This is a genomic window from Streptomyces sp. ID05-26A, assembly GCF_033794685.1.
Lineage (GTDB): Bacteria > Actinomycetota > Actinomycetes > Mycobacteriales > Pseudonocardiaceae > Lentzea.
This window is the reverse complement of sequence record NZ_JARAYZ010000004.1, coordinates 264,790-285,094: the sequence shown is the minus strand read 5'-3', so window position 1 is coordinate 285,094 and position 20,305 is coordinate 264,790. Positions and strand designations below refer to the sequence as shown.

The window sequence follows — 20,305 nt, the reverse complement described above, 5'->3', positions numbered from 1 at the left end:
GGTCTCCGTATCGACCGCCCAGACGTATTCGGGGTGAAAGTTTCTTACTTGTCGCTCACCGTGGTGTCCGAGATGGCGGGTGTGATCGCCACGAACGCGCTCATCGCCATCGTCAGCCCCATCAGCGCACGGGCCCGTGCGCCCGCGAAGGTCTTCGGCGCGAGTTCCATCTCCCCGATCGCGTGCTCGGCCGGTTCGGGCTGGTCGGCCGTGCGGTGCAGGGACTCGTTCATCGGGTGGACTCCTCTGTGTCGGGTGACGCTTGCAGTAGCAGGACTGACGGGATGCCGAACCCCTGTCTCAACAGGCCGTGGCCGATGCCGGCCAGGCCCGTGAGCAGGCCGGGAGAAGGAACACCGCCCGGGGTGGCGCACCGGGCGCCGTGTTCCTCCAGTGCTCCCAGCAACAGCGCCGTGCGGCGGGTCGCGGCGCTGGGGTGGTGGGCGGCCAGTGCTTCGACGACACCCAGTTCACCGTGGCAGAGACTCATGTCCCGCAACGGTTCCCTGGACGCCAGCAGGCCGGCCAGCCGCTCGTCGTCACGGGCGAGCGCGACACCGGCCAGACCGGTGCACCAGCCGGTGTCGGTCGGGTCGATGGCGTCGCTCTCCAGGAACGTTCGCGCGGCCACGTCAGATAACTCGTCACGAACCGTTGCCGCGTAACGCTTCAGCGCCCATCCGATTCCGGCATGGCCGCGGGCGAACCCATTCGCCGGGCAAATGACGCCCCGCAGAGCAGCGGCGTAGTGGTCGGCCAGCGCGAGTGCCTCGGGCGTGCCCACGGCGAGCATCGCCGCCAGCGAGCCCGCGACACCGTCCGCGACGGTGAACGACGAATCTTCTTTCGGCATCAGCTGTACGGCCTGTGCCAGCAGCGCGCGGTCGAGGCCGAGCAACGGGGTGAGGCGCGCGAGGCCGTGGCAAATGCCGCCCAGGCCGTGGATTCCGCCGCCGGCGGCCGTGACCAGCTCGGGCTCGTGGGCGAACATCTCCAGCAGTGAGGGCAGCGGTCTGAGCGCGTCGCGGGCGAAGTCGACGTACCGCGCGGCGCCGGTGAGCTCACCCAGTTCGGCGAGGAACAGCGCGACACCCGTGTAGCCGTTGGACAGACCGGCCCCGAGCGGCTGCACCGTCCAGTGCCGGTCGTCGATCAGTTCGAGCCCGAGCCAGTTGACCCGGTTCTCGCCCGTGACGGCGTGCGCGAGGATCTGGTCCGCGATCCCGCACGCGGCGACCAGCAGCCGGGCCGGGTCCGGGTCGACCGGCGCGACGTGACCCGAGACCGGGACACCGCTGTGGTGCGACACCGGCCGCGGCCGCGACGCCAGCAGGGCCGTGATCATCCACTGCTGGTCGTGCCGGTCGACCTCGCTCATCGCCAGGACCTTGCGCGTCACGGCGTGCAGTCCGGGCTCCGGCAGCATCCCCGGCAGCCGGAGCCCGGACGCGGTCCACAGGTCGGTCGACCCGGGCCGGCACGTGAACAGCGGCACGTCCCCGCGCCACAGGTCGGACACCTCGAACGGCACCAGCCGGTCGAGCAGCGGATCGTCCACGACGAGCACGCCGAACGCCAGGTCGCGGTCCAGTGCGTCGGCCAGCACGGAGGGGTGCGTCGACTCGTCCAGCAACCGCGCGTACTGCCGCGTCGCGCGTGCCACGAACCGCACTTCCTCGTTGACGCACTGGCGCACGAGCTGCAGCAGCTCGTCCCTGTGCGCCACTATCGCGTCGTAGCCCGCGCGGAACCCGGCGAGCAGCGAGTCCTGGTAGTCCGCGGGTTCGGCGGGGGTGTCCCCGAGCAACGGGCGGTTGAGCGCTCCCGACGACGTCTTGGGACGCCGGACCAGCCGCATCCGGTCGGTGCCCGCGTCGGCCCAGTCGACGGCGTTCAACGGCGACAGCACGCCGTGGTCACCGCCGACCCCGGACACGTCCGCGACCCCGTTGTCGCCGAGCAGCACGTGGGGGAGCAGGGCCGTGCGGTGCACCGACCGCACCAGCGCCAGCACCGCGGGGTCGGTGTCCGGCGTGAGCGTGGGGTGGAACAACGTCTCCACGTCCACGAGCACCGGCTGGTCGCCGCACGCGATCAGGTTCTCGTAATGCATGTCCGTGCCGTCGACCGCGTAGAGCAACGCGAGCAGCGCGCCGAGCCGCCGGTAGAACTCGGCGACCCCGGCCACGTCCGTGCACGGCTCGTGGCTGATGTGCTCGATCCACCCGTACCCGTCACGGGGGAGGAGCCGCGGCGCCCGGAACGTGAGCCCGGTGCGTCCGGCCAGCCACTCGAGCTGCTCGGTGAACCGCACGTGCAACCCGACCGGACGGGGCCGGTAGACCAGGCGCGCGCCGGACTCGAACGTCAGGATCGCGACGGTCCGGCCCTGCTGGTGCGCGTCCCCCTGGCCCATCTCGATCGAGATCAACGCACCGGGGTCGACGCCGTCGAAGATCGTGCCGACGATCTGCGCCCGGTCCCGCGTGAACCGCGACGACAACTCGTGGTGGGTGGAAACCGCCTGTTCACAGGCCTGCGCGAGCAACCGCGCGAGCACCGGGTAGCGGTTGAAGATGGACGACAGGTTCAACGTCCGCGTGAACTCGGTGAACCGCTCGGTGCTCGTCGGGCCGGTCAGCGAGTCCCGCGCGTTGTGCAGCTCCAGCACGAGGGTGCGCGCGGCGATCGCCACGAGTCTGCGTCCCAGTTGCTCGGCGAACGCGGCGTCGAACGGCGGCGCGACCTCCGTGCGGGACGCGTCGATCAGCGGGCGCAGCGCGTGGGCGAAAGCCGCTGTCCAGCTCTCGCCGGTGCTGGTCTCGGCGGCTGAGGTCACCGGGCCAACCTCGCACGCGCGGGCGGGCGGCACATGGGGACCAACCCCCCAGATTTGCGCGTGGAGGTGAATATGGGGGTCCGCCACCCATGTTTCGCCGCCCGATCGCCCCGAGACTCGGAGTCCGAGGAGGGGAACGGGCATGAGGGAGTTCGGAGAACTGCTGCGCACGCACCGCATCGGCGCGGGCCTCACCCAGCAACAGCTGGCTGACTTCGCGATGGTGAGCGTGCGGGCCATCCGCGACCTGGAGTGCGGCCGCACCCGGTCGCCGCGGGCGGAGACGGTGCGCCTGCTCGCGGACGGGCTGCGGCTCGACGAGGGGAGCCGCGCGGACCTGCAGCAGGCCGGGGGTCGCTCCGCCGGGCGTGCCGCGGTGGCACCACCCGCGCCGGCCGGGCCCGCCGGGGTGATCGTGGGGCGGGAGGCGGAGGCGGCGGCGCTGACGGCGTTGCTGACGGAGGGGTGGCCGCACGCCGGGTACCCGGTGGAGGCCGGCGGCGTGGAGTTCGGCGCACCCGCCGACGGACGCGCGTCAGCCGGCCGACGGCTCGTCACCGTCACCGGCGTGAGCGGGGTGGGCAAGACCCGCCTCGTCCTGGAGGTCGCCGGCGAGCTCCACTTCCGGCACGGCTGGTCGGTCCTGTGGCACCCGTCCCAGACGACCCCGGCCGTCGACGACGAGCAGGACACCGTCCTCGTCACCGACCACCGCCCCGATCCGCGCCTGCTGGAGGCGCACCCCCGGCTGCGGATCGTCGTCACCGCGCTGGCCCCGACCGGCCTGCCCGGCGAGCACGTGTTCCCGCTCGGCGCGCTGGGCGACGACGCCGCGGTGCGCCTGCTGCTCACGCACGTGCACCGGGTGCGGCCCGCGTTCAGGCCGGAGCCGGCGAACCGGGCCGCGCTCATGGGCCTCGTCCACGAACTGGACGGGCTGCCGTCGGCACTGGAGTTCGCCGCCGGGTGGTTCATGGTCTACTCGCCGCAGCACCTGCTCGAACGGCTGCGGTCCAACCCGCTCGACCCGACGTCGGCCCACCTGCGCGACTCGCTGCGCCGCTCGCTGTCCACTGTGGACGACGAGGAGCGCGGGCTGCTGGTGCGGATGGCCGAGGGAGAAGACCCCGGGCACAGCCGGCAGGTCAGGGAACTGTGCGTGCGCGGGCTCGTTCGTCGCGCCGGACCCCGATACGAGGTGCTGAACCTCGTGCGCGCGGCGGTGCTGGAACCGGTGTCAGGGCCACACCTCGCCGGAGGAGTGGCCCTGACCTGGCCCGTCTAGAACGCTGCGGTCAAGCACGCGAGGCGGTCACCGGCCGTGCCCGCCTTGCCGTGCTCGGTGCTGGTGTGCGTGGCGTGCACGACGATCGAGTTCGCCTCGCCCTTGCGGAACTCCCACTTCACCGTCGCCCTGCCCACACCGGCCCCCTGGGCGTCGGTGGTGAAGTCGAGCCAGATCTCGTTCTGCGCGTTGGCGAACGCCGGGTCGACGCTGGGCGTGAACGGGTCCGCCTTGTCCTGGTAGTGCGGGCCGGAGTCGGCCGGCTTGGCGCCGCAGGGCTTGGTGTGCACGTGCGAGCCGTACTTCGTGTCCGGCAGCAGGCCGGACACCTTCAGCTCCACCGTGGTATGTCCACTCTCGACGGACGAGGTCGTCGAGAGCTTGGCGCCCAACGGGATCCGCGCGGTGTCGTAGGTGATGCCCTTCGGCTGGTCTCCGGACGCCGCGGGTGCGGCCACGTCCGTCTCCGCCACCGGCTTCACCTCGGGAGTCGCGGGCGTGCCGGAGCAGGCGGTCAGGCCGATGAGCAGTACGGCACCCGCGAGGGTCGCCACAGTCGTGCGCATGTTTCTCCTTGAGTCAGCTGCCTCCCAGGTTCCCACCCCCGCCGCGTCCACTATCGGGTGACTGGTTCAGGTCGATCGAGACGAGGTCCGCGAACGCCTGCCGGTAGGCCGCGCACAGGTGATAGCTGCCGTGGGTCTCCACTTTGTCCGGTGTGCCCTCGTCGGCACGGCGGTCGAGCGGGTTGGACCCCCAGCCGTGCACCGGGAAACCGAGGTAGTCGGTGCGGCGCCACAGGTTGATCCAGTTGGGGCCCAGCAACACCGACAGCCCGCGGTCCGGCGCAACCCCACTCGCCCGCACCCACGGGTCGCACGAGAACAACGCACCCGCGCGCACCGGAGGTGTTCCCAGCACGACGGGTCCCAGCAGTTCGGGGAAGATCCGCCCGAAGTAGGGCCGCAGCTGCACGCCGTACGTCAGCAGCTGGACGCGGCCCAGGTACCCGGCGGGCAACGCGTACAACGCCGCCACGGCCAGCACGGCGCCCAAACTGTGCGCCGACAGCACCACGCGGCGATCCGGCGACTCGTCCAGGAACTCGCGCGCACGATCGGCGATCTCCGGCACCGCCCGCTCGGCATAACACGGCGGCGCGAACGGGTGGGCGGTGCGCGGCAGGAAGCACATCAGGTCCCACACCAGCCCGAGCGGCCGCCGGTTGGTCAGCATCCCCGCCCCGACGAACGACCCGACCACCGCGACCCCGGCGAGCCCGGTCACCCAGTCGCCCTTGCCCAGCACCCACTGCACGCCGGACCACTGCGCCCAAGACGGCGCCGCGAACGTGAGGTAACTCGTCAGCAGCAGGGCGAGCACCCCGAGCACCGACAACACTCCGGCCACCGTCTCGGCCCGGTGCGTCACCGCCACCACGTGCCGCGCGCGCACGACGAGCACCTCGCCCTCGCCGTCCAGCACGGCGGGAGCGATCAGCCGGGACAGCAACACGAAGGCCTGTGCGAGGACCAGCAACACCAGCGGCACCAACGCACACGCGAACGCCGCGCTGAACCACGAGTAGAACGACGGCGCGACCAGTCCCGTCCCGACCCAGCCCCGGAACGTCAGCACCAGCACCGTCGACGACATCACCGACGCCACGAGCGACAACCCCAGCAGCACACCGGGTCCGGCACCGCTCCAGGCCTGCCACTCGTCACCGGCCCGCGGTCGCGCCCGCCACGCCAGCACCGCGCCGGCCGCGAGAGCCCCGGCCCAGGCGAGCGGAAACCAGAACGTGGCAACCATGAACGCCACGAACAGCACCACCAGGACCAGCGGCCCCTTGGCGTCGTTGCGCCGCCACGACCACGCCGCCATCACCGACCCGAGCAACGCCACCGTCACCACCGGCGGTCCCCACGACGTCAGCCACAACGGCCCGTCGAACACCGGCGCGATCGCGTACAGGCCGAACCCGTGCGTCACCAGGACGACGACCGCCGAGATCATCAGCAGCCACGACCACAGCCCGCCCTGCTCGGTCGACGGCACGTCCGGGCAGTCGGTGGCCGTCACCACCACCCGCGCCATCACCACGGCCAGCACACCGCCGGCGAGCACGCTCAGCACCAGGAAGAACACGTGCTGCCACAACTGCGTGCTCGTCACCAGCACCACCACGCAACACCCGGCCGAGATGTGCAGCCGCGTGAGCCGGCGGATCCGGGGACTGCCCTCCCACATCGACGACCGGCTCAGCATCACGCCCGCGCGCCGCTCCGGCGTGCGCACGGACGTCATCTCGTACCTGCTGCGCGACAACGAGGTCAGCGCCAGCAACCCGAGCAGCAGCAACACCGGCACGGCGGACGCGGCCAGCACCCGGACGTGCCGCGCCGGATCCCCCAGCACGTCCAGGAAGTCCGGCAGGCGCTTGCACGTGGTGCCCGGCAACGAACACTGGATCGCGTAGACGTCGATCGCCACTTCGCACACCGCGAGCACCAGCAACACCGTCAGCCCCAGTCCGAACAACCGGGTCGACGCCGCCCCGCGCCCGGCGTTCCACCACACCATCTTCCGCGTCGTGGGAACCGAGTCGTCGGGCAGCTTCCGGGACCAGTACGCGACGTTCGCGAGCCCGAACGGCAGCAGCAACGCCCAGCCGACGCGCCCCAGCACGTTCGCGAGCACCGACGGCACCCCGCTGCCCGGCACACCGGGACTGCTGCGCGCCATCCCGCCCCACGAGTACGCCTCGCGCCGCACCTCCACGGGCACCTGGCCGGCGTGATCCGGTGGCAGCTCGGCGAGTTTGTCCGGCTTCGGCCGCCAGAAGCTGCCGAAGCGGTCGCCGCGGAACTGTTCGACGGCGTGGTCGGGGAGGGCCAGCATCGCGTCCGGGGGCGTGTTGTTGACCCCGTGGATGCGCAGCTCCAGGACGGCAGGACTCATCGCGGCCTCCCCTTTACTCCAGTTGTCGTCAGGAAAACTGCTCCAGTTAGCGGCCGAACGGGTGAAAAAGGTGTATCCAGGCGCCCTGGAAAGCCTCTACTGAGCAAGGAGGCCTCACCATGACCACAACCGCTCACCCGAACGTCGCAAATTCCGTCGGCCTGGCCGAGTTCCTCGCCACGGCGGGCACGCTCACGCTGGCGCAGCGCAAGCTCATCGTCGACCAGGCGCTGATCATGCTGGAGCAGAACTACGCGCACCTGCCTCTGAAAGTCGCGATGCACGCGGTGAACCCGGTGCAGAGACTCAGAGTGCTCAGAGCGAGACTCGAACGGCAGACCGACGCCACGGCCGAGGCCGAGTGGCAGTTCCACCGCGAGCTGTCGAGCACCTTCCACTCGGTGCGCGACCTGCACACGAACTACCTCCTGCCGGCGCCGTTCGCGGGCAAGATCGCCTTCCTGCCGTTCCAGCTGGAGCGCTACTTCGCCGACGACGGCACCGAGCAGTACCTCGTCGCCCGCACGGTCGCCGGTTTCACCGGTCTCGAGATCGGCGCCGAGGTGACGCACTGGAACGGCACGCAGATCGCCCGCGCGGTCGCGTTGAACGGCGCGGTCTTCGCGGGCAGCAACACCGCCGCGAACCTCGCCCGCGGCCTCGAGTCGCTCACGTTGCGTCCCCTGGTGATCCAGCTCCCGCCCGACGAGGACTGGGTGGTCGTCAGCTACCGCACCGAGACCGGTGCCGCCGGGGAACTGCGCGTCGACTGGCAGGTGACGGAGAACCTGCCGCCGATGACGGACGCCGACTCGCTGTCACCGGCCGCGGCCGCGCAGGGCGTCGACCTCGACTCGGACGAGAAGGCACGCGCCAAGAAGTTGTTGCACGCGCCCAAGGTCGTGCAGGCCGAGGCCTCCGGCGGTGCGGTCGCGATGTCCGTGACGGACGTCCCGACGACGATGCCCGGTGTGTTCCGCGCGCGCCCGGTGGTCACGCCGTCCGGCACGTTCGGGCACCTGCGGATCTTCACGTTCAGCGTCGACGACCCGGACGCGTTCCTCGCCGAGTTCGTGCGGCTCGCGAACCTGTTGCCGCAGAACGGACTCATCGTCGACGTGCGTGACAACGGCGGCGGCCACATCTTCGCCTCGGAGTTCCTGCTGCAGACGATGACGCCGAAGCCGATCGCACCGGAACCCGTGCAGTTCCTCAGCACGCCGCTGAACCTGCGGATCTGCCGCCGCCACGCGGAGGACCCGACCGGCCAGATCGACCTCGGCCCGTGGTTCCCGTCGCTCGACAGCTCGACGGAGACGGGCCAGGCGTTCTCCTGCTCGCACACCATCACGCCGGTCGAGGGCGCGAACGCCGTGGGCCAGACCTACCACGGTCCGGTCGTGCTGATCACGGACGCGCGCTGCTACTCGGCCACCGACATCTTCGCCGCGGGCTGGGCCGACCACGACCTGGGCCCGATCCTCGGCGTGGACGACAACACCGGCGCGGGCGGCGCGAACGTGTGGACGCACGGACTTCTGATGACGCTGCTGAAGATCCCGGCGCCCTTCGACGCGGAGTCGCCGTACAAGTCGTTGCCCAACAAGGCGAACATGCGCGTGTCGATCCGCCGCACGTTGCGCGTCGGCAAGCTCGCCGGCACGCCGGTGGAGGATCTGGGCGTGCGCCCGACGCACCAGCACAAGATCACGCGTGCGGACCTGTTGGAGGGCAACGTGGACCTGCTCGCGAGGGCGGGAGAGCTGCTGGACGCCCTGCCCGTGCGCAGGCTCGGAGTGGCGGTCGCGGGCACGACCGTCTCACTGGACACCGTGAACCTCGACCGGGTGGACGTCTACGTCGACGGCCGCCCGACGACCTCGCTGGACGTGACCGACGGCGCGCACACCGCGACGTTGACCGCGACCGGGCGCGAGGTGCGCGTCGAGGGGTTCGCGGACGGACAGCTGGTGGCCGCGCGCAAGGTCGCCAGTTGATCGAGCGGGCGCTTCCGGTTTCTTCCACGACCGGAAGCGCCCGCTCTCTCTTGTCCTAGCGCGTGAACGTGAAGGCGCGGTCGGTGGCCAGAGCCGCGAGCTGCGGCTCGATGCCCTGGGTCCAGGCCTGGACCCAGACGACCTCACCGTTGGCGCGGAAGTTCCGGGCCTCGACGATGCCGAACTGCTCGTGCTTCGAGAAGACGGTCAGACCGCCCCGGTGGTCGCTGACCCGGCCGGTGCACGTGGCGTGCTTCTCGCAGTACTCCTTCGGTGACCACGCGTGCATGCCCGGCGCGTTGACCTGCGTGTACGCCGTGACGTTCTGGCCCTTGTAGGTCAGCGTCACCGTGTTGCCCATGTACTGCATGTCGTCGAACACGCCCTCGGCCTCGCCGCCCCAGTTGCCGGTCGAGACGTTCTGCGCGCCGCGGAAGACCTTCGGGTAGGTCTGCTGCTGGCGGGCGGAGAACCCGTCCGCCTGCTTCTGCAGCTCCGCCTTGGTCTTGTGGACCGGCGTGATGTCCTTCGGCGGCCACACGAGGTCCCCAGAACCCTGTGCCGAGGCCGATGCCGTGCCGGCGAGACCGATGAGTGCCAGGCCCGTCAGGGCAGCCGCCATCACCTTGCGCATGCGCATTTTCCGAATCCCCCTGGATGAGAACTTGCTTGCAGGGGTTAAGACGCCACAAGATCGCCGGGGGTTGCGTCGGTCCTACAGCCACCCTCGCCGCATCGCCTGGACCCCCGCCTGGAACCGCGTCTGCGCCCCGCACCGGTCCATCAGCTGCCGCACCCGCCGCTGCACCGTCCGAGGCGCCAGCCCGAGCTGCCGCGCGATCGACTCGTCGGTCAGCCCCGCCGCGAGCAGCCCGAGCAGGTTCGGGTCCACGTCGGCCGCAGCCGCGTAGATGCCGCCGGGGCTGAACGGGATCCCCTTGTCCCAGTACAGCTCGAACGTCGAGCGCAGCACGTCGAGCAACGCGGACGGCCGGATCAGCAGCACCTTGTCGACCACGTCGCCGTTCACGACGGGGAGCACCGCCGCGTGCAGGTCGATCACCGCGAGCTTGAACGGCAGGGTCGGCGTGACGCGGGCGCGTTCGCCGGCGGCGACCAGTTCGATGATCTCGGTGACGCGGCCCGGGATGTCGACGGCGGAGCGGTCGTAGACGACGCGCCACTGAACGTCCCGCTCGCGCGTCTCGTCCTCCAGCGCGACGTGCTGACCCAGCGGCGTCACGTACGGCGGCTGGTCGAGCACGCAGACCTCGTCGCGGGCCCCGCGCAGCAGGGCGTGCCACAGCTCGCGGACGGCGTCCACTCCGGACACCACCTCGACGAACGCGTTGTCGGCCAGTTCCTCGTCGCGGTTGCGCAGGTACAGCTCCATCAACGGGCCGACGTCCGCGCGGGCCCGGCGGTTCGCCTCCTCGCGGGCCGCGATCAGCGCCTCGACGGCGAGGTCGGGCGCGATGGCCTGCCACACGTCGCCGGGCAGGTGCCGGACCAGGCCGAGCTCGCGCATCCGCTCCAGCACCGGGACCGCGACGCCGACCTCGTCGGTGGTGCGGCTACCGCCCGTCACGAGCAACTCGTAGACGGCGGAGAGCTCTGGCGATACGCCCAAGTGTCCGAACACGGCCATATTGTGCGCCATTCAGCCCAGCAACCCTGTCGTGAACACGACAGTGTCGTTATTCGGACTCCGCTAGACCTGTTTTCGCAGGTGTGACGCGACTTACGGTCCCTCCACCTCCGCAGCCGGTTCAGAACACTGACGCCCTCAACGGCACGCGAAGGCCCTGCGTGGAAGGACCTCACGTGAACGGATTGCGACGCACGAGTGTGTGCGCCGCGGCAGTTTCCGCCGCCGTGCTCAGCGTTGTCGCCCCATCGGCGACCGCTGCCCCCGCCCAGATCCAGTCCCAACCGGACTCGACCCAGGTGAACCGTCCCTTCGAGCGGCTGATCGTCGGCTACAAGCCGGGCACCGCCGAGGCCTCGTCCGACACCGCTGCCTCGGACGACGCCCGCAAGAAGGGCAAGTCCGTGCACCGCCGCATGTCGAGCGGTGCGGTCGTCGTCGACCTCGGTTCGAAGACCACGAACGCCGACAACACGATCCAGGCGTTCAAGAGCGACCCCAAGGTCGCCTACGTCGAGCCGGACCTGCTGATGCAGCCGTTCGCCGAGCCGAACGACACCGAGTACTCCCGGCAGTGGGACCTCTTCGAGGCCACCGCGGGCATGAACGTGCCCAGCGCGTGGTCCAGCACCACCGGCGCCGGCGTGACCGTCGCCGTCATCGACACCGGCTACGTCGCGCACAGCGACCTGGCGGACCGGGTCGTCGCGGGGTACGACTTCGTCTCCGACTCGGCGCGTGCCCGGGACAACAACGGCCGTGACTCCAACCCGGCCGACCAGGGTGACTGGGCGGCGCGCGGCGAGTGCGGCACCGACGCCAACGGCAACCCGGTGCCCGCGCAGGACAGCAACTCGTCCTGGCACGGCACCCACGTGGCCGGCACGATCGCCGCGTCCACCAACAACGGCAAGGGCATCGCGGGCATCGCCTACGACGCCAAGATCCAGCCGTTGCGCGTGCTCGCCAAGTGCGGTGGCGCCACCTCGGACATCGCCGACGCGATCACCTGGGCGTCCGGCGGGACGGTGAGCGGCGTGCCCGCGAACCAGAACGTCGCCAAGGTCATCAACATGTCGCTGGGCGGCAAGTCGTCCTGCTCCACCACGTACCAGAACGCGATCAACGGTGCGATCAACCGCGGCACCACGGTCGTCGTCGCGGCCGGCAACTCGAACGACAACACGTCGCTCTACACCCCGGCCAACTGCTCCGGCGTGATCACCGTCGCCGCGTCGTCCCGTGAGGGCAACCGCACGTACTACTCGAACTACGGCACCCGCGTCGACATCGCGGCGCCCGGCGGCGAGACCCGTCGTGGCACCGACACCCCCGGCACCATCACCACGCCGGAGAACGGCATCTGGTCGACGCTGAACGCCGGCACCACCACCCCCGGTGCGGAGAACTACAAGCCGTACCAGGGCACCTCGATGGCCGCTCCGCACGTCGCGGGCCTCGCGGCACTGCTGGTCGCCAAGAAGCCGTCGCTCACGCCGGCCCAGATCAAGGACCTGATCAAGACCAACGCCCGCCCGCTCGCCGGCACCTGCACGGGTGGCTGTGGCGCGGGTCTGGCGGACGCCGCCAAGACCGTGGCCGCGATCGACTCGACTCCGCCGCCCTCCGGTGGCCTGGAGAACACGACCGACGTCGCCATCCCGGACCGCGGCACCGCCGTGACGTCGTCCATCACCTCCACGGTGACGGGCAACGCCTCCTCGGCCACCAAGGTCGGCGTGGACATCGTCCACTCCTACCGCGGTGACCTGGTGATCGACCTGATCGCGCCGGACGGCACCGCCTACCGGCTGAAGAACGCGTCCTCTTCGGACAGTGCCGACAACGTGGTGGCGACCTACACGGTCAACGCCTCGTCCGAGGTCGCGGCGGGCACGTGGAAGCTGCGGGTCCAGGACCTGTACTCCGGTGACACCGGGTACATCAACTCCTGGAACCTGACCCTGCGATAGCTCCACGAGTTCGCCGAGGGGCGGTGCCTCCCAGCCTGATCCTGGGAGTGCGCCGCCCTTTCACATGCACGGGTAACGTCGCGTTCATGGCCACACTGGTGACGTTCCACGCCCATCCCGACGACGAGTGCATCGTGACGGGTGGCGTGATGCGCAAGGCGTTCGAAGAGGGCCACCGGGTCGTGCTCGTCGTCGCCACGCGCGGAGAGGCCGGCGAGATCCCGGACTTCCTGGAGGACGGCGAGGAACTCTGGCAGCGCCGGGTCGTCGAGACGCACGCCGCGGCCGACCTGCTGGGCGTCGCGCGCGTGGAGTTCCTGGGATACCGCGACTCCGGGATGATGGGCGACGAGCTCAACGACCGGCCCGGCTCGTTCTGGACCGCCGATGTCGAGGAGGCCGCCCAGAAGCTCGCGGCGATCCTCGTCGAAGAGGACGCGAAGGTCCTCACCACGTACGACAGCTTCGGCGGCTACGGCCACCCGGACCACATCCAGACGCACCGGGTGGGCATGCGTGCCGCCGAGATCGCCGGCACACCCGCGGTCTACCAGGCGATGGTGCGCGAGTCGTCGTTCCGCGAGGCGTTCGTCCGCTCCGGCCTCGAGCAGCCGCCGCCACTGGGCGAGGGCGCGGTGCCGGAGTCCGAGATCAACGTCGGCGTCGACGTCACGAAGTACCTGGACGTGAAGCGAAAGGCGATGCGCGCGCACGCCTCGCAGATCCCCGAGCAGTCGTTCTTCCTGTCGCTCGACGACCCCACGTTCGCGCACGCGTTCGCCACGGAGTGGTTCATCCGCGAGGGCCACGAACCCGCGACATCGCTCGACCTGTAGACGTGAAACGGGGGCGGTCCGAAGTGGACCGCCCCCGTTCGTCGTTCAGCTAGTTCACGCGCTGCGGCGGCGACGCAGGAACAGCAGGGTGCCGGCACCGGCGCCCACGAGGCCCAGACCCGCGAGCAGCAGCCCCGTCGGGGACGCACCCGTGGCCGCGAGGGGCGGTTCCGGGTTGCTGCCGCCGGGGGCGACCGGGGTGGTCGACGGGGCCTCGGAGGTCGAGGGCACCTCCGGGGACGTGGCGACCGTGGTCGTGGTCGTCGTCGGCTTGGTCGTGGTGGTCGTCGGCTTCGTCGTCGTGGTCGTCGGCTTCGTCACGCACGCCTCGACGGTCTTCGTCTCGTCCTTGTTGTGACCGTCCCACGAGGTCACGACGATGCGGAACACGTGCTTGATCGTCGGGTCGAGGTCGTTCTTGCTCCACTTGATCGACTCTTCGAAGTCGGTCTTCTTGAGCTCGGTGTTGCCATCCGTCAGAACGACGGTGTTCTTGCCCTTCTTCACGTACCGCGTCAGGTTGAACGACACCTTGGTGGCGTTGGCCTTCGCATCGCAGGACGCGCTCCAATTGGCGTCGTGCGCACTGGCCGGGGTTGCCATGGCCAGCGTGGCCACCGCTGCGGTGGCGGTCACCGCGAACGCGCCGAGAACTCTCCTTGCCAACGAATCTCTCCTGCTCTGCGTTGATGCGTGGCGGGGTCGAGCAAACATTCATGATCTGAATCACCCGACCGGGTGAACCGCGCCACGCTAACAACTCTGAGCGGTCGAAAGGTCACCGTATGACAACGCTACGGTGTCACCACGGAAAGATCCTCATGTTTTCTGTTAGGCCGATGACGCCCGCGACCAGTCTCATTTGGTCGACACCGCGCACGTCAGCGTCCAGCAGCCGTGGCGAGCAGATCATCACGGCGAGCGTCTGGGCACGGGAGAGTGCCACGTTCAATCTGTTACGTGACAAAAGAAAGTCCAGGCCACGGGGTAGGTCCACGGTGGACGACGACGTCATGGACATGATGACGGCGGGTGCTTCCTGGCCCTGGAAGCGGTCCACGGTGCCCACTCGCGTCTCGGTGAACCCCGCTTCGGCCAACCGCCGCCGGATCACCCTGACCTGCAGGTTGTACGGCGCCACCACGAGAATGTCCGCATCGGTCAGTTCGCGCGTTTTGTCGTTGTCCGTCCACGTACGACCGACGATCGCGCGCACCGTGTCCACCACGGCGTAGGCCTCCTCGACCGACGACGTGATGTTGTGCCGGTGGTCGACCTCGCGCAGGTAGATCCCGGGCTCGATGCCGGAGATCGACCGGTGCGCGGCCGTTTCGTGCGAATGGAGCAGTCCGGCATAAGAAAGTTCGGACACCGGCTGACATACCGCCGGGTGCATTCGCCGCGTCTCGGCGAGGAAATAGCCCAGATGCGGAGGGATCACGTCGGCGTCGCCGAGCAGGTGGCCCAGCGCCGACGCGTCCGAACCGGGTGGGTGCACCCCCTGCACGACCTGCGGCAGCTGCTGCGGATCGCCCAGCAGCACGAGGTTGCGGGCCGCCGTCCCCACTGCCACCGCGTCGGCCAGGGCGAACTGGCCGGCCTCGTCGATGATCATCACGTCGAACGGCTGCGCCTTGATGATGGCGTTGGAGAAGGTCCAAGCAGTGCCGCCGACCAGATGGCCCCGCGAGTGCTCCTCACGCCACTGCGCGAGAGCCGCGTTGTTCTTCGGCTGGTCCCACGGCAGGCCCTCCTCGGGCTTCTTCTCCTTGGGGCGCTTGGCCATCGGGATGTCCGGATCGACCGACGACAGCACGTTCTCCACGGCCTTGTGCGACGTCGACGTCACCGCGACGGTCTTGCCCTGGTCGATCAGGTGCCGCACGAGCTTGGTCGCGAGGTACGTCTTGCCGGCGCCGGGCGGGCCCTGCACCGCGAGCGTGCCGCCGTCGAGCTGGTCGACGGCCTTGATCACGGCCTGCACCACGTCGTCGTGCTGCGGCAACGGTTGCGCGGGCGGTGTGCGCAGCAACAGGTCGATGCCGGGGTTGCGGGGGAGCAGCGGCAGCAGTCCGACGGCCTCCTCGGCCAGTTCCGCGACGGCCTCGTCCTTGGGGGAGGCGGGCACCGGACTGCCCGGCAGCACCGCGATCGGCATCTCGCCGTGCTCGACCGCGTTGCTCTCGGTCAGCACCAGCTCGTACGGGTTGTCGTCCGACACCACGGCGTTGCGCGTGACGTTGCCGGGATACAGCAACCGGACGTTCTCGCCTGATCCGAACGGATGCGGCCGCTCCGGGTCGATCCGCGCGTGCACCTGCCGCTTGTGCGTGCGGATCCGGCCCGCAGGCGGTACCCAGTCCTCGGCCTTCAGCGTGATCGGCACCGCGCAGTTGGAGTCCGTCTCCAGGTCGGAGATCGGCGCGAGGGCCTGCCGGAAGAAGTCGCCCCACGCCGGACTCGCCTCGCGCCGGTGATAACCGACGGTCGCCGCGAACAGGTCGTGCCCCTCGGCCAGCAACGGCTCCGTCAGCGCCGCCATCCGCCGCGCCCGTTCGGCGGCCTTCTCCAACGCCGCCTCGTCGCGTTCCTGTGGTGCCACGGTCTCGATCTCCCGCTCGACCTTGATGCCGTGCAACAGATCCCGGAGCCCGCGGGTGGGAACCTCGTCGTCCAGCAACGGTGTCAACGCGGGCAGCGTGTACTCCCTTGTGGACACTCGCAACACCCGCCGCGTCAACGCTCCGAGGTCGACGCACCGCCGCACCAGCTCGTCCACTTCGGACTCCAGGGTGGCGGTCCGCGCAGCGCGCCCGGCGAGGTCGTGCGGCGTGAAGTGGTAGACCGTGCCGGACGGTGTGCGGGAGACGAACTCCGCGAAGGTGCCGGACCACCCCGGAGTCCGGAACGTGTCGCCGTCGACCTCCAGGAAGACGTCGTCCTCGGCCGGCTCCGGCAGGTTCGCCAACGCCTCCGGGGCGACGACCTCGTACGTGATGACGCCCGTGCGTTCCTGCTCCACCTGAAGGCGGGCCTGCGCGGTCAGCGCCGTGAAGCTCGCCGGTGACAGCGTCGCGGGCCGTTCCTCGGTGGCCGCAAGCGCGTCGATCGTGTCAATGCCGACCGAAACCAGCTTCCGCCGCTGGTCCGCGCGCAGCCCGGCCACCAGCGAGAGATCCCGGGCCTGCTCGCGACCGGAAGCGCAGTGACGGGCGAACCGGCACCCGGTGCAGGCCGCCCGCACGTCACCCCAGGACCGGGACGGCGCGGGGGAGGGCGTCGCGAGCCGGGCCCGCAACCGCCCGAGCAGGGGAGTGAAGTCGGCGATCCGGAACGACGTGCGCCGCCCGTCCACGACCAGGTGCGCCCGCTCGGCATCCACCGCCTGAGCGGCCGCGACCAGCGACAACACGGTCAGGGGAGTGGCATCCGCAACCTCGTCGCACGGCTCGTAGCCGTCGGCCGTGCGCACGAGGGTCTGGGCCGAGCAGTGGAACACGCCGTCGAAGAACACGGCGTTCTCGACCAGGTCCGCGCCGGACCGCATCTGCGCGGCGGTGCGTTCGGCGGCCTCGGCCAGTTCAGCCGGGTCGCCCCGCCTCTCGTCCCGCGCCAGGAAACTGCGGTGCTCGCACTCGAGCAGGTCGACGAGATCGGACGGGCTGGCGAGCATGGAACGGGATGCTAGCGAGCACCACCGACAGAACGGGCGCGCGACCCGCGTTCATCCCCGACTCGCGGGTCGCGCGCCCGAACCATCGCTAGACGTTCGCCTCCACCAGGTGCAGCAGGGCCTCGTGGTGCGTGTTCGGGTAGTCGTGCGCCCGGAACGGACGCGTCTGCGCCCGCACCAACGCCGCCGCCGCAGCAAGCTCACCGGTCCGCACCTCGGTGTCCCGGTGCAGGAACGCGAAGTGCGGCTCCCGCACCTCATCTGGCCACAACAGCGTGTGCAGCACCAGAACCCCCTGCTGCGGTCGCAATGCGGCGAGAGTCTCCTTGCTCCGCAACGCGAACTTCACGATCGCCGCCGTCTTGGTGCGCTCCAGCGTCTCCCGCAGCAGCACGTACGACCGCACGGCCAGGTCGTCCGGCTCCACGTAGTAGCTGCGGTGCAACGCGACCGGGTCCACGTCGACCTGCGGCGCGAACTGCTGCACGTCGATCACGCCGTCCTCCGGCGCCGGCAGGTCGCCCGGATCTATCTGCACGATCCGGCCGTCGTCGAGCTCGTAGCCCCGCCCGATGTCCTCCGGCGTGAGCCGCAACGAGCACTCGCCGCACACCTGTTGGTGACGCACGCGGCCGCTGTCCTCGCGGTGCACCAGGTGCACCTTGCTGCGATGTTCGGTGGCGGCCGACACCAGCCGCACCGTCATCGTCGTCATCCCGAACCGAAGTGCTCCCCGCCACACAGTTCTCATGACAAATGAGTACTCGAACAGGTGTTCAACTAAGCATAAGCACTGGTGGAAGGCCTCGTTCGGACGCGCCCGACGGATACCTCGGACACGTGTATCCGACGAAACTCACTCCGAAGGCCTACTGTGACATTCCTAGAAGCTTGAGTTGGTGATGTCGTCACGCGAGAAAAGCACTCGCGTGACGACATCACCAAGGACTGGGCGCGTAGTCCTTCAGGAAGCAGCCGTACAGGTCCTCACCGGCCTCGCCGCGCACGATCGGGTCGTACACCCGGGCAGCGCCGTCGACCAGGTCCAACGGGGCGTGGAAGCCCTCGTCGGCGAGCCGCATCTTCATGGGGTGCGGGCGCTCGTCGGTGATCCAGCCCGTGTCGACGGCGGTCATCAGGATGCCGTCGGCCTGCAGCATCTCCTCGGCGCTGGTCCGCGTCAACATGTTCAGCGCGGCCTTCGCCATGTTGGTGTGCGGGTGCCCGGAACCCTTGTAGGCGCGGGAGAACTGCCCCTCCATCGCCGACACGTTCACCACGTACTTGCGGCGGTACGACGACTTCGCCATCGACGCGCGCAGTCGTGAGATCAGCAGGAACGGCGCCGTCGAGTTGCACAGCTGCACCTCCAGCAGCTCGACCGGGTCGACCTCGTCGACGTTCTGGATCCACGAGTTCACCGCCGCGGTGTCCGGCACCAGGCCGCCCGCGTCGATGTCCTTGGACCCCGCCATCAACGCCAGCGTCGTCACCGAGTGGGCCTCGGGCACCGCCGTGCCGGGCAGGGCGAGCTGGCCGTGGCCGCCGAACGAGATCAGCTCCGGACGAGCGGCGTCCCCGGTCAGGGCGTCGTGCTCGGCGTGCGCCAGCGGCGCGTAGGCACCGGCGGAGCGGCGCACGGTCTGCGCGGCGTTGTTGATCAGCACGTCCAGCGGGCCGCGCGACGCCACCTCGTCGGCCAGTGCCAGCACCTGGGCCGGGTCGCGCAGGTCGATGCCGACGATCTTGAGGCGGTCGATCCAGTCCTCGGCGTCGGGCATCGTGGCGAACCGCCGTGCCGCGTCCTTCGGGAACCGGGTGGTGATCGTGGTGTGCGCGCCGTCACGCAGCAGCCGCAGCGCGATGTACATGCCGATCTTCGCGCGGCCACCGGTCAGCAGCGCGTTGCGGCCCGTCAGGTCCGTGCGGGCGTCGCGCTTGCCGTGGTTGAAGGCGGCGCACTCGGGGCAGAGGTTGTGGTAAAAGGCGTCTACCTCGACAAACCTCTTGCGGCACGTGTAGCAGGACCGCGCGCGCAGCAACGTGCCGGCGGTCGCGCCGGCCGCGTTCGACACGAGGGGGAGACCCTGCGTCTCGTCGTCGATGCGGTCCGGCGAGCCGGTGGCCGTCAACGCGGTGACCGCGCGATCGTTGGCCGTGATGGCGGCCTTGCGCTCGGTTTTGCGGAACTTCTTCGCGGCCTTGAAGATCTTCGCGGTGGCCCGGCGGACGCGCACGGCGTCGTCGTGTTCCGCCGGCAGGTCCTCGACCTGGGCAAGCACGCGCAGGCAGACTTCCAGCTCTGCGGGGTCGATCGAGGTCATGATCAGGCATTTTACGGGGAGTGGGGGGTGGTCCGGTGACCGGGCCCGAGCTGCTGGTGCTGTGGGACATCGACAACACGCTGATCTCGGCACGCGGGTTCGGCGGGCTGATGTACCGCGAGGCGTTCCGGACGGCGTTCGGCAGGGAGCTCAGCGGCCCCGTCGACCTGGGCGGGCGCACCGAGGTGGACATCATCGAGGAGACGCTGCGCCTGCACGGCATCGAGCACACCGATGCGACGGCCCAGCTCCTCAGCGACGCGCTGGCGGACTCGTTCGAGACCCGGCGTGCCGAGCTGCCCGGTCACGGCGAGGTCCTGCCGGGGGCGTTGGAGGCCCTCCAGCACTTCGCGGACGACCCGCGCGTGCACCAGGGCGTGCTGACCGCGAACCTCCGCAGCGTCGCGCTGATCAAGCTGGAGGAGTTCGGGCTGGCGCACCTCGTCGACTGGGACGTCAGCGCGTTCGGCGACGAGCACGCCGACCGGGCCGAGCTGGTGACGTTCGCCCGCGAGCGCGCGCAGCACATCCGGCCGTTCACCCACGACGAGGTCGTGCTCATCGGTGACACCCCGCACGACGTGTACGCCGCGACGAAGGCGGGGGTGCGGCTCGTCGCCGTGGCCACCGGGCGCAGTTCGCGACAGGACCTCCACCGAGCTGGAGCCCAGATCGTGATCGACGACCTGAACGACCTGGAACTGCTGGCCAGCAGCGTGTGGGCCTCCTGAGACGGGTCTGAACGGCCCTGGCCTCACCTCGATCA

The 20,305-nt window shown here is 70.0% G+C and carries 15 protein-coding genes; 5 read left to right on the top strand and 10 right to left on the bottom strand.

Features of this window, described 5'->3' with window-relative positions; translation table 11 throughout:
• Positions 1-44 precede the first annotated feature (44 nt).
• Positions 45-233 carry a hypothetical protein gene (locus PV646_RS32545; RefSeq protein WP_189156918.1) on the bottom strand — a complete coding sequence of 63 codons (189 nt, stop codon included), beginning with the start codon at positions 231-233 and terminating at the stop codon, positions 45-47.
• Positions 230-2,839 carry a type 2 lanthipeptide synthetase LanM family protein gene (locus PV646_RS32540; RefSeq protein ID WP_500346126.1) on the bottom strand — a complete coding sequence of 870 codons (2,610 nt, stop codon included), beginning with the start codon at positions 2,837-2,839 and terminating at the stop codon, positions 230-232. Before PV646_RS32540 ends, PV646_RS32545 begins: the two co-directional genes overlap by 4 nt.
• Before the next feature lie 142 nt (positions 2,840-2,981).
• Between PV646_RS32540 and PV646_RS32535 the strand changes: the two genes are divergently transcribed.
• Positions 2,982-4,124: a helix-turn-helix domain-containing protein gene (locus tag PV646_RS32535; protein ID WP_500346125.1), complete on the top strand. Its 1,143-nt coding sequence runs from the start codon at positions 2,982-2,984 to the stop codon at positions 4,122-4,124.
• On the opposite strand, the gene PV646_RS32530 is transcribed toward PV646_RS32535, so the two are convergent.
• Entirely contained in the window at positions 4,121-4,690 is a 570-nt protein-coding gene (locus PV646_RS32530) for a superoxide dismutase family protein (protein ID WP_500346124.1), read from the bottom strand. The two genes, PV646_RS32535 and PV646_RS32530, sit on opposite strands and share 4 nt — an antisense overlap.
• A gap of 13 nt (positions 4,691-4,703) precedes the next feature.
• A complete protein-coding gene (locus tag PV646_RS32525) occupies positions 4,704-7,088 on the bottom strand; it encodes a hypothetical protein (RefSeq protein ID WP_500346123.1) in 2,385 nt (794 codons plus the stop codon).
• Between the two features lie 119 nt (positions 7,089-7,207).
• On the opposite strand from PV646_RS32525, the gene PV646_RS32520 reads away from it, so the two are divergent.
• On the top strand, positions 7,208-9,085 hold the full coding sequence (locus PV646_RS32520) for a S41 family peptidase (RefSeq protein ID WP_500346122.1): 1,878 nt from the start codon (positions 7,208-7,210) through the stop codon (positions 9,083-9,085).
• Positions 9,086-9,140: 55 nt separating this feature from the next.
• Here PV646_RS32520 and PV646_RS32515 read toward each other — a convergent pair whose 3' ends face one another.
• A complete protein-coding gene (locus PV646_RS32515) occupies positions 9,141-9,725 on the bottom strand; it encodes a hypothetical protein (RefSeq protein ID WP_500346121.1) in 585 nt (194 codons plus the stop codon).
• 75 nt (positions 9,726-9,800) lie between these two features.
• The gene (locus PV646_RS32510) at positions 9,801-10,727 is read right to left on the bottom strand and encodes a TrmB family transcriptional regulator (protein ID WP_500346120.1); all 927 of its coding nucleotides are present in this window, start codon (positions 10,725-10,727) and stop codon (positions 9,801-9,803) included.
• Between the two features lie 182 nt (positions 10,728-10,909).
• Between PV646_RS32510 and PV646_RS32505 the strand changes: the two genes are divergently transcribed.
• Positions 10,910-12,706: a S8 family peptidase gene (locus PV646_RS32505; RefSeq protein WP_500346119.1), complete on the top strand. Its 1,797-nt coding sequence runs from the start codon at positions 10,910-10,912 to the stop codon at positions 12,704-12,706.
• 86 nt (positions 12,707-12,792) lie between these two features.
• Entirely contained in the window at positions 12,793-13,542 is a 750-nt protein-coding gene (locus PV646_RS32500; RefSeq protein ID WP_500346118.1) for a PIG-L family deacetylase, read from the top strand.
• Positions 13,543-13,596: 54 nt separating this feature from the next.
• Here PV646_RS32500 and PV646_RS32495 read toward each other — a convergent pair whose 3' ends face one another.
• The 4 genes from PV646_RS32495 to PV646_RS32480 form a co-directional block, all read right to left on the bottom strand.
• Positions 13,597-14,208, bottom strand: coding sequence for an LPXTG cell wall anchor domain-containing protein (locus tag PV646_RS32495; protein WP_500346117.1), 612 nt, complete (start codon positions 14,206-14,208; stop codon positions 13,597-13,599).
• Positions 14,209-14,344: 136 nt separating this feature from the next.
• Positions 14,345-17,215, bottom strand: coding sequence for a bifunctional RecB family nuclease/DEAD/DEAH box helicase (locus PV646_RS32490; RefSeq protein ID WP_500346116.1), 2,871 nt, complete (start codon positions 17,213-17,215; stop codon positions 14,345-14,347).
• An 88-nt stretch (positions 17,216-17,303) separates the two neighbouring features.
• On the bottom strand, positions 17,304-17,966 hold the full coding sequence (ku, locus tag PV646_RS32485) for a non-homologous end joining protein Ku (RefSeq protein ID WP_500346115.1): 663 nt from the start codon (positions 17,964-17,966) through the stop codon (positions 17,304-17,306).
• Positions 17,967-18,153: 187 nt separating this feature from the next.
• Complete coding sequence (locus PV646_RS32480; RefSeq protein WP_500346114.1) at positions 18,154-19,539, bottom strand: SDR family NAD(P)-dependent oxidoreductase; 1,386 nt, start codon at positions 19,537-19,539, stop codon at positions 18,154-18,156.
• Between the two features lie 35 nt (positions 19,540-19,574).
• Between PV646_RS32480 and PV646_RS32475 the strand changes: the two genes are divergently transcribed.
• Entirely contained in the window at positions 19,575-20,270 is a 696-nt protein-coding gene (locus PV646_RS32475; RefSeq protein WP_500346113.1) for an HAD family hydrolase, read from the top strand.
• Positions 20,271-20,305 lie beyond the last annotated feature (35 nt).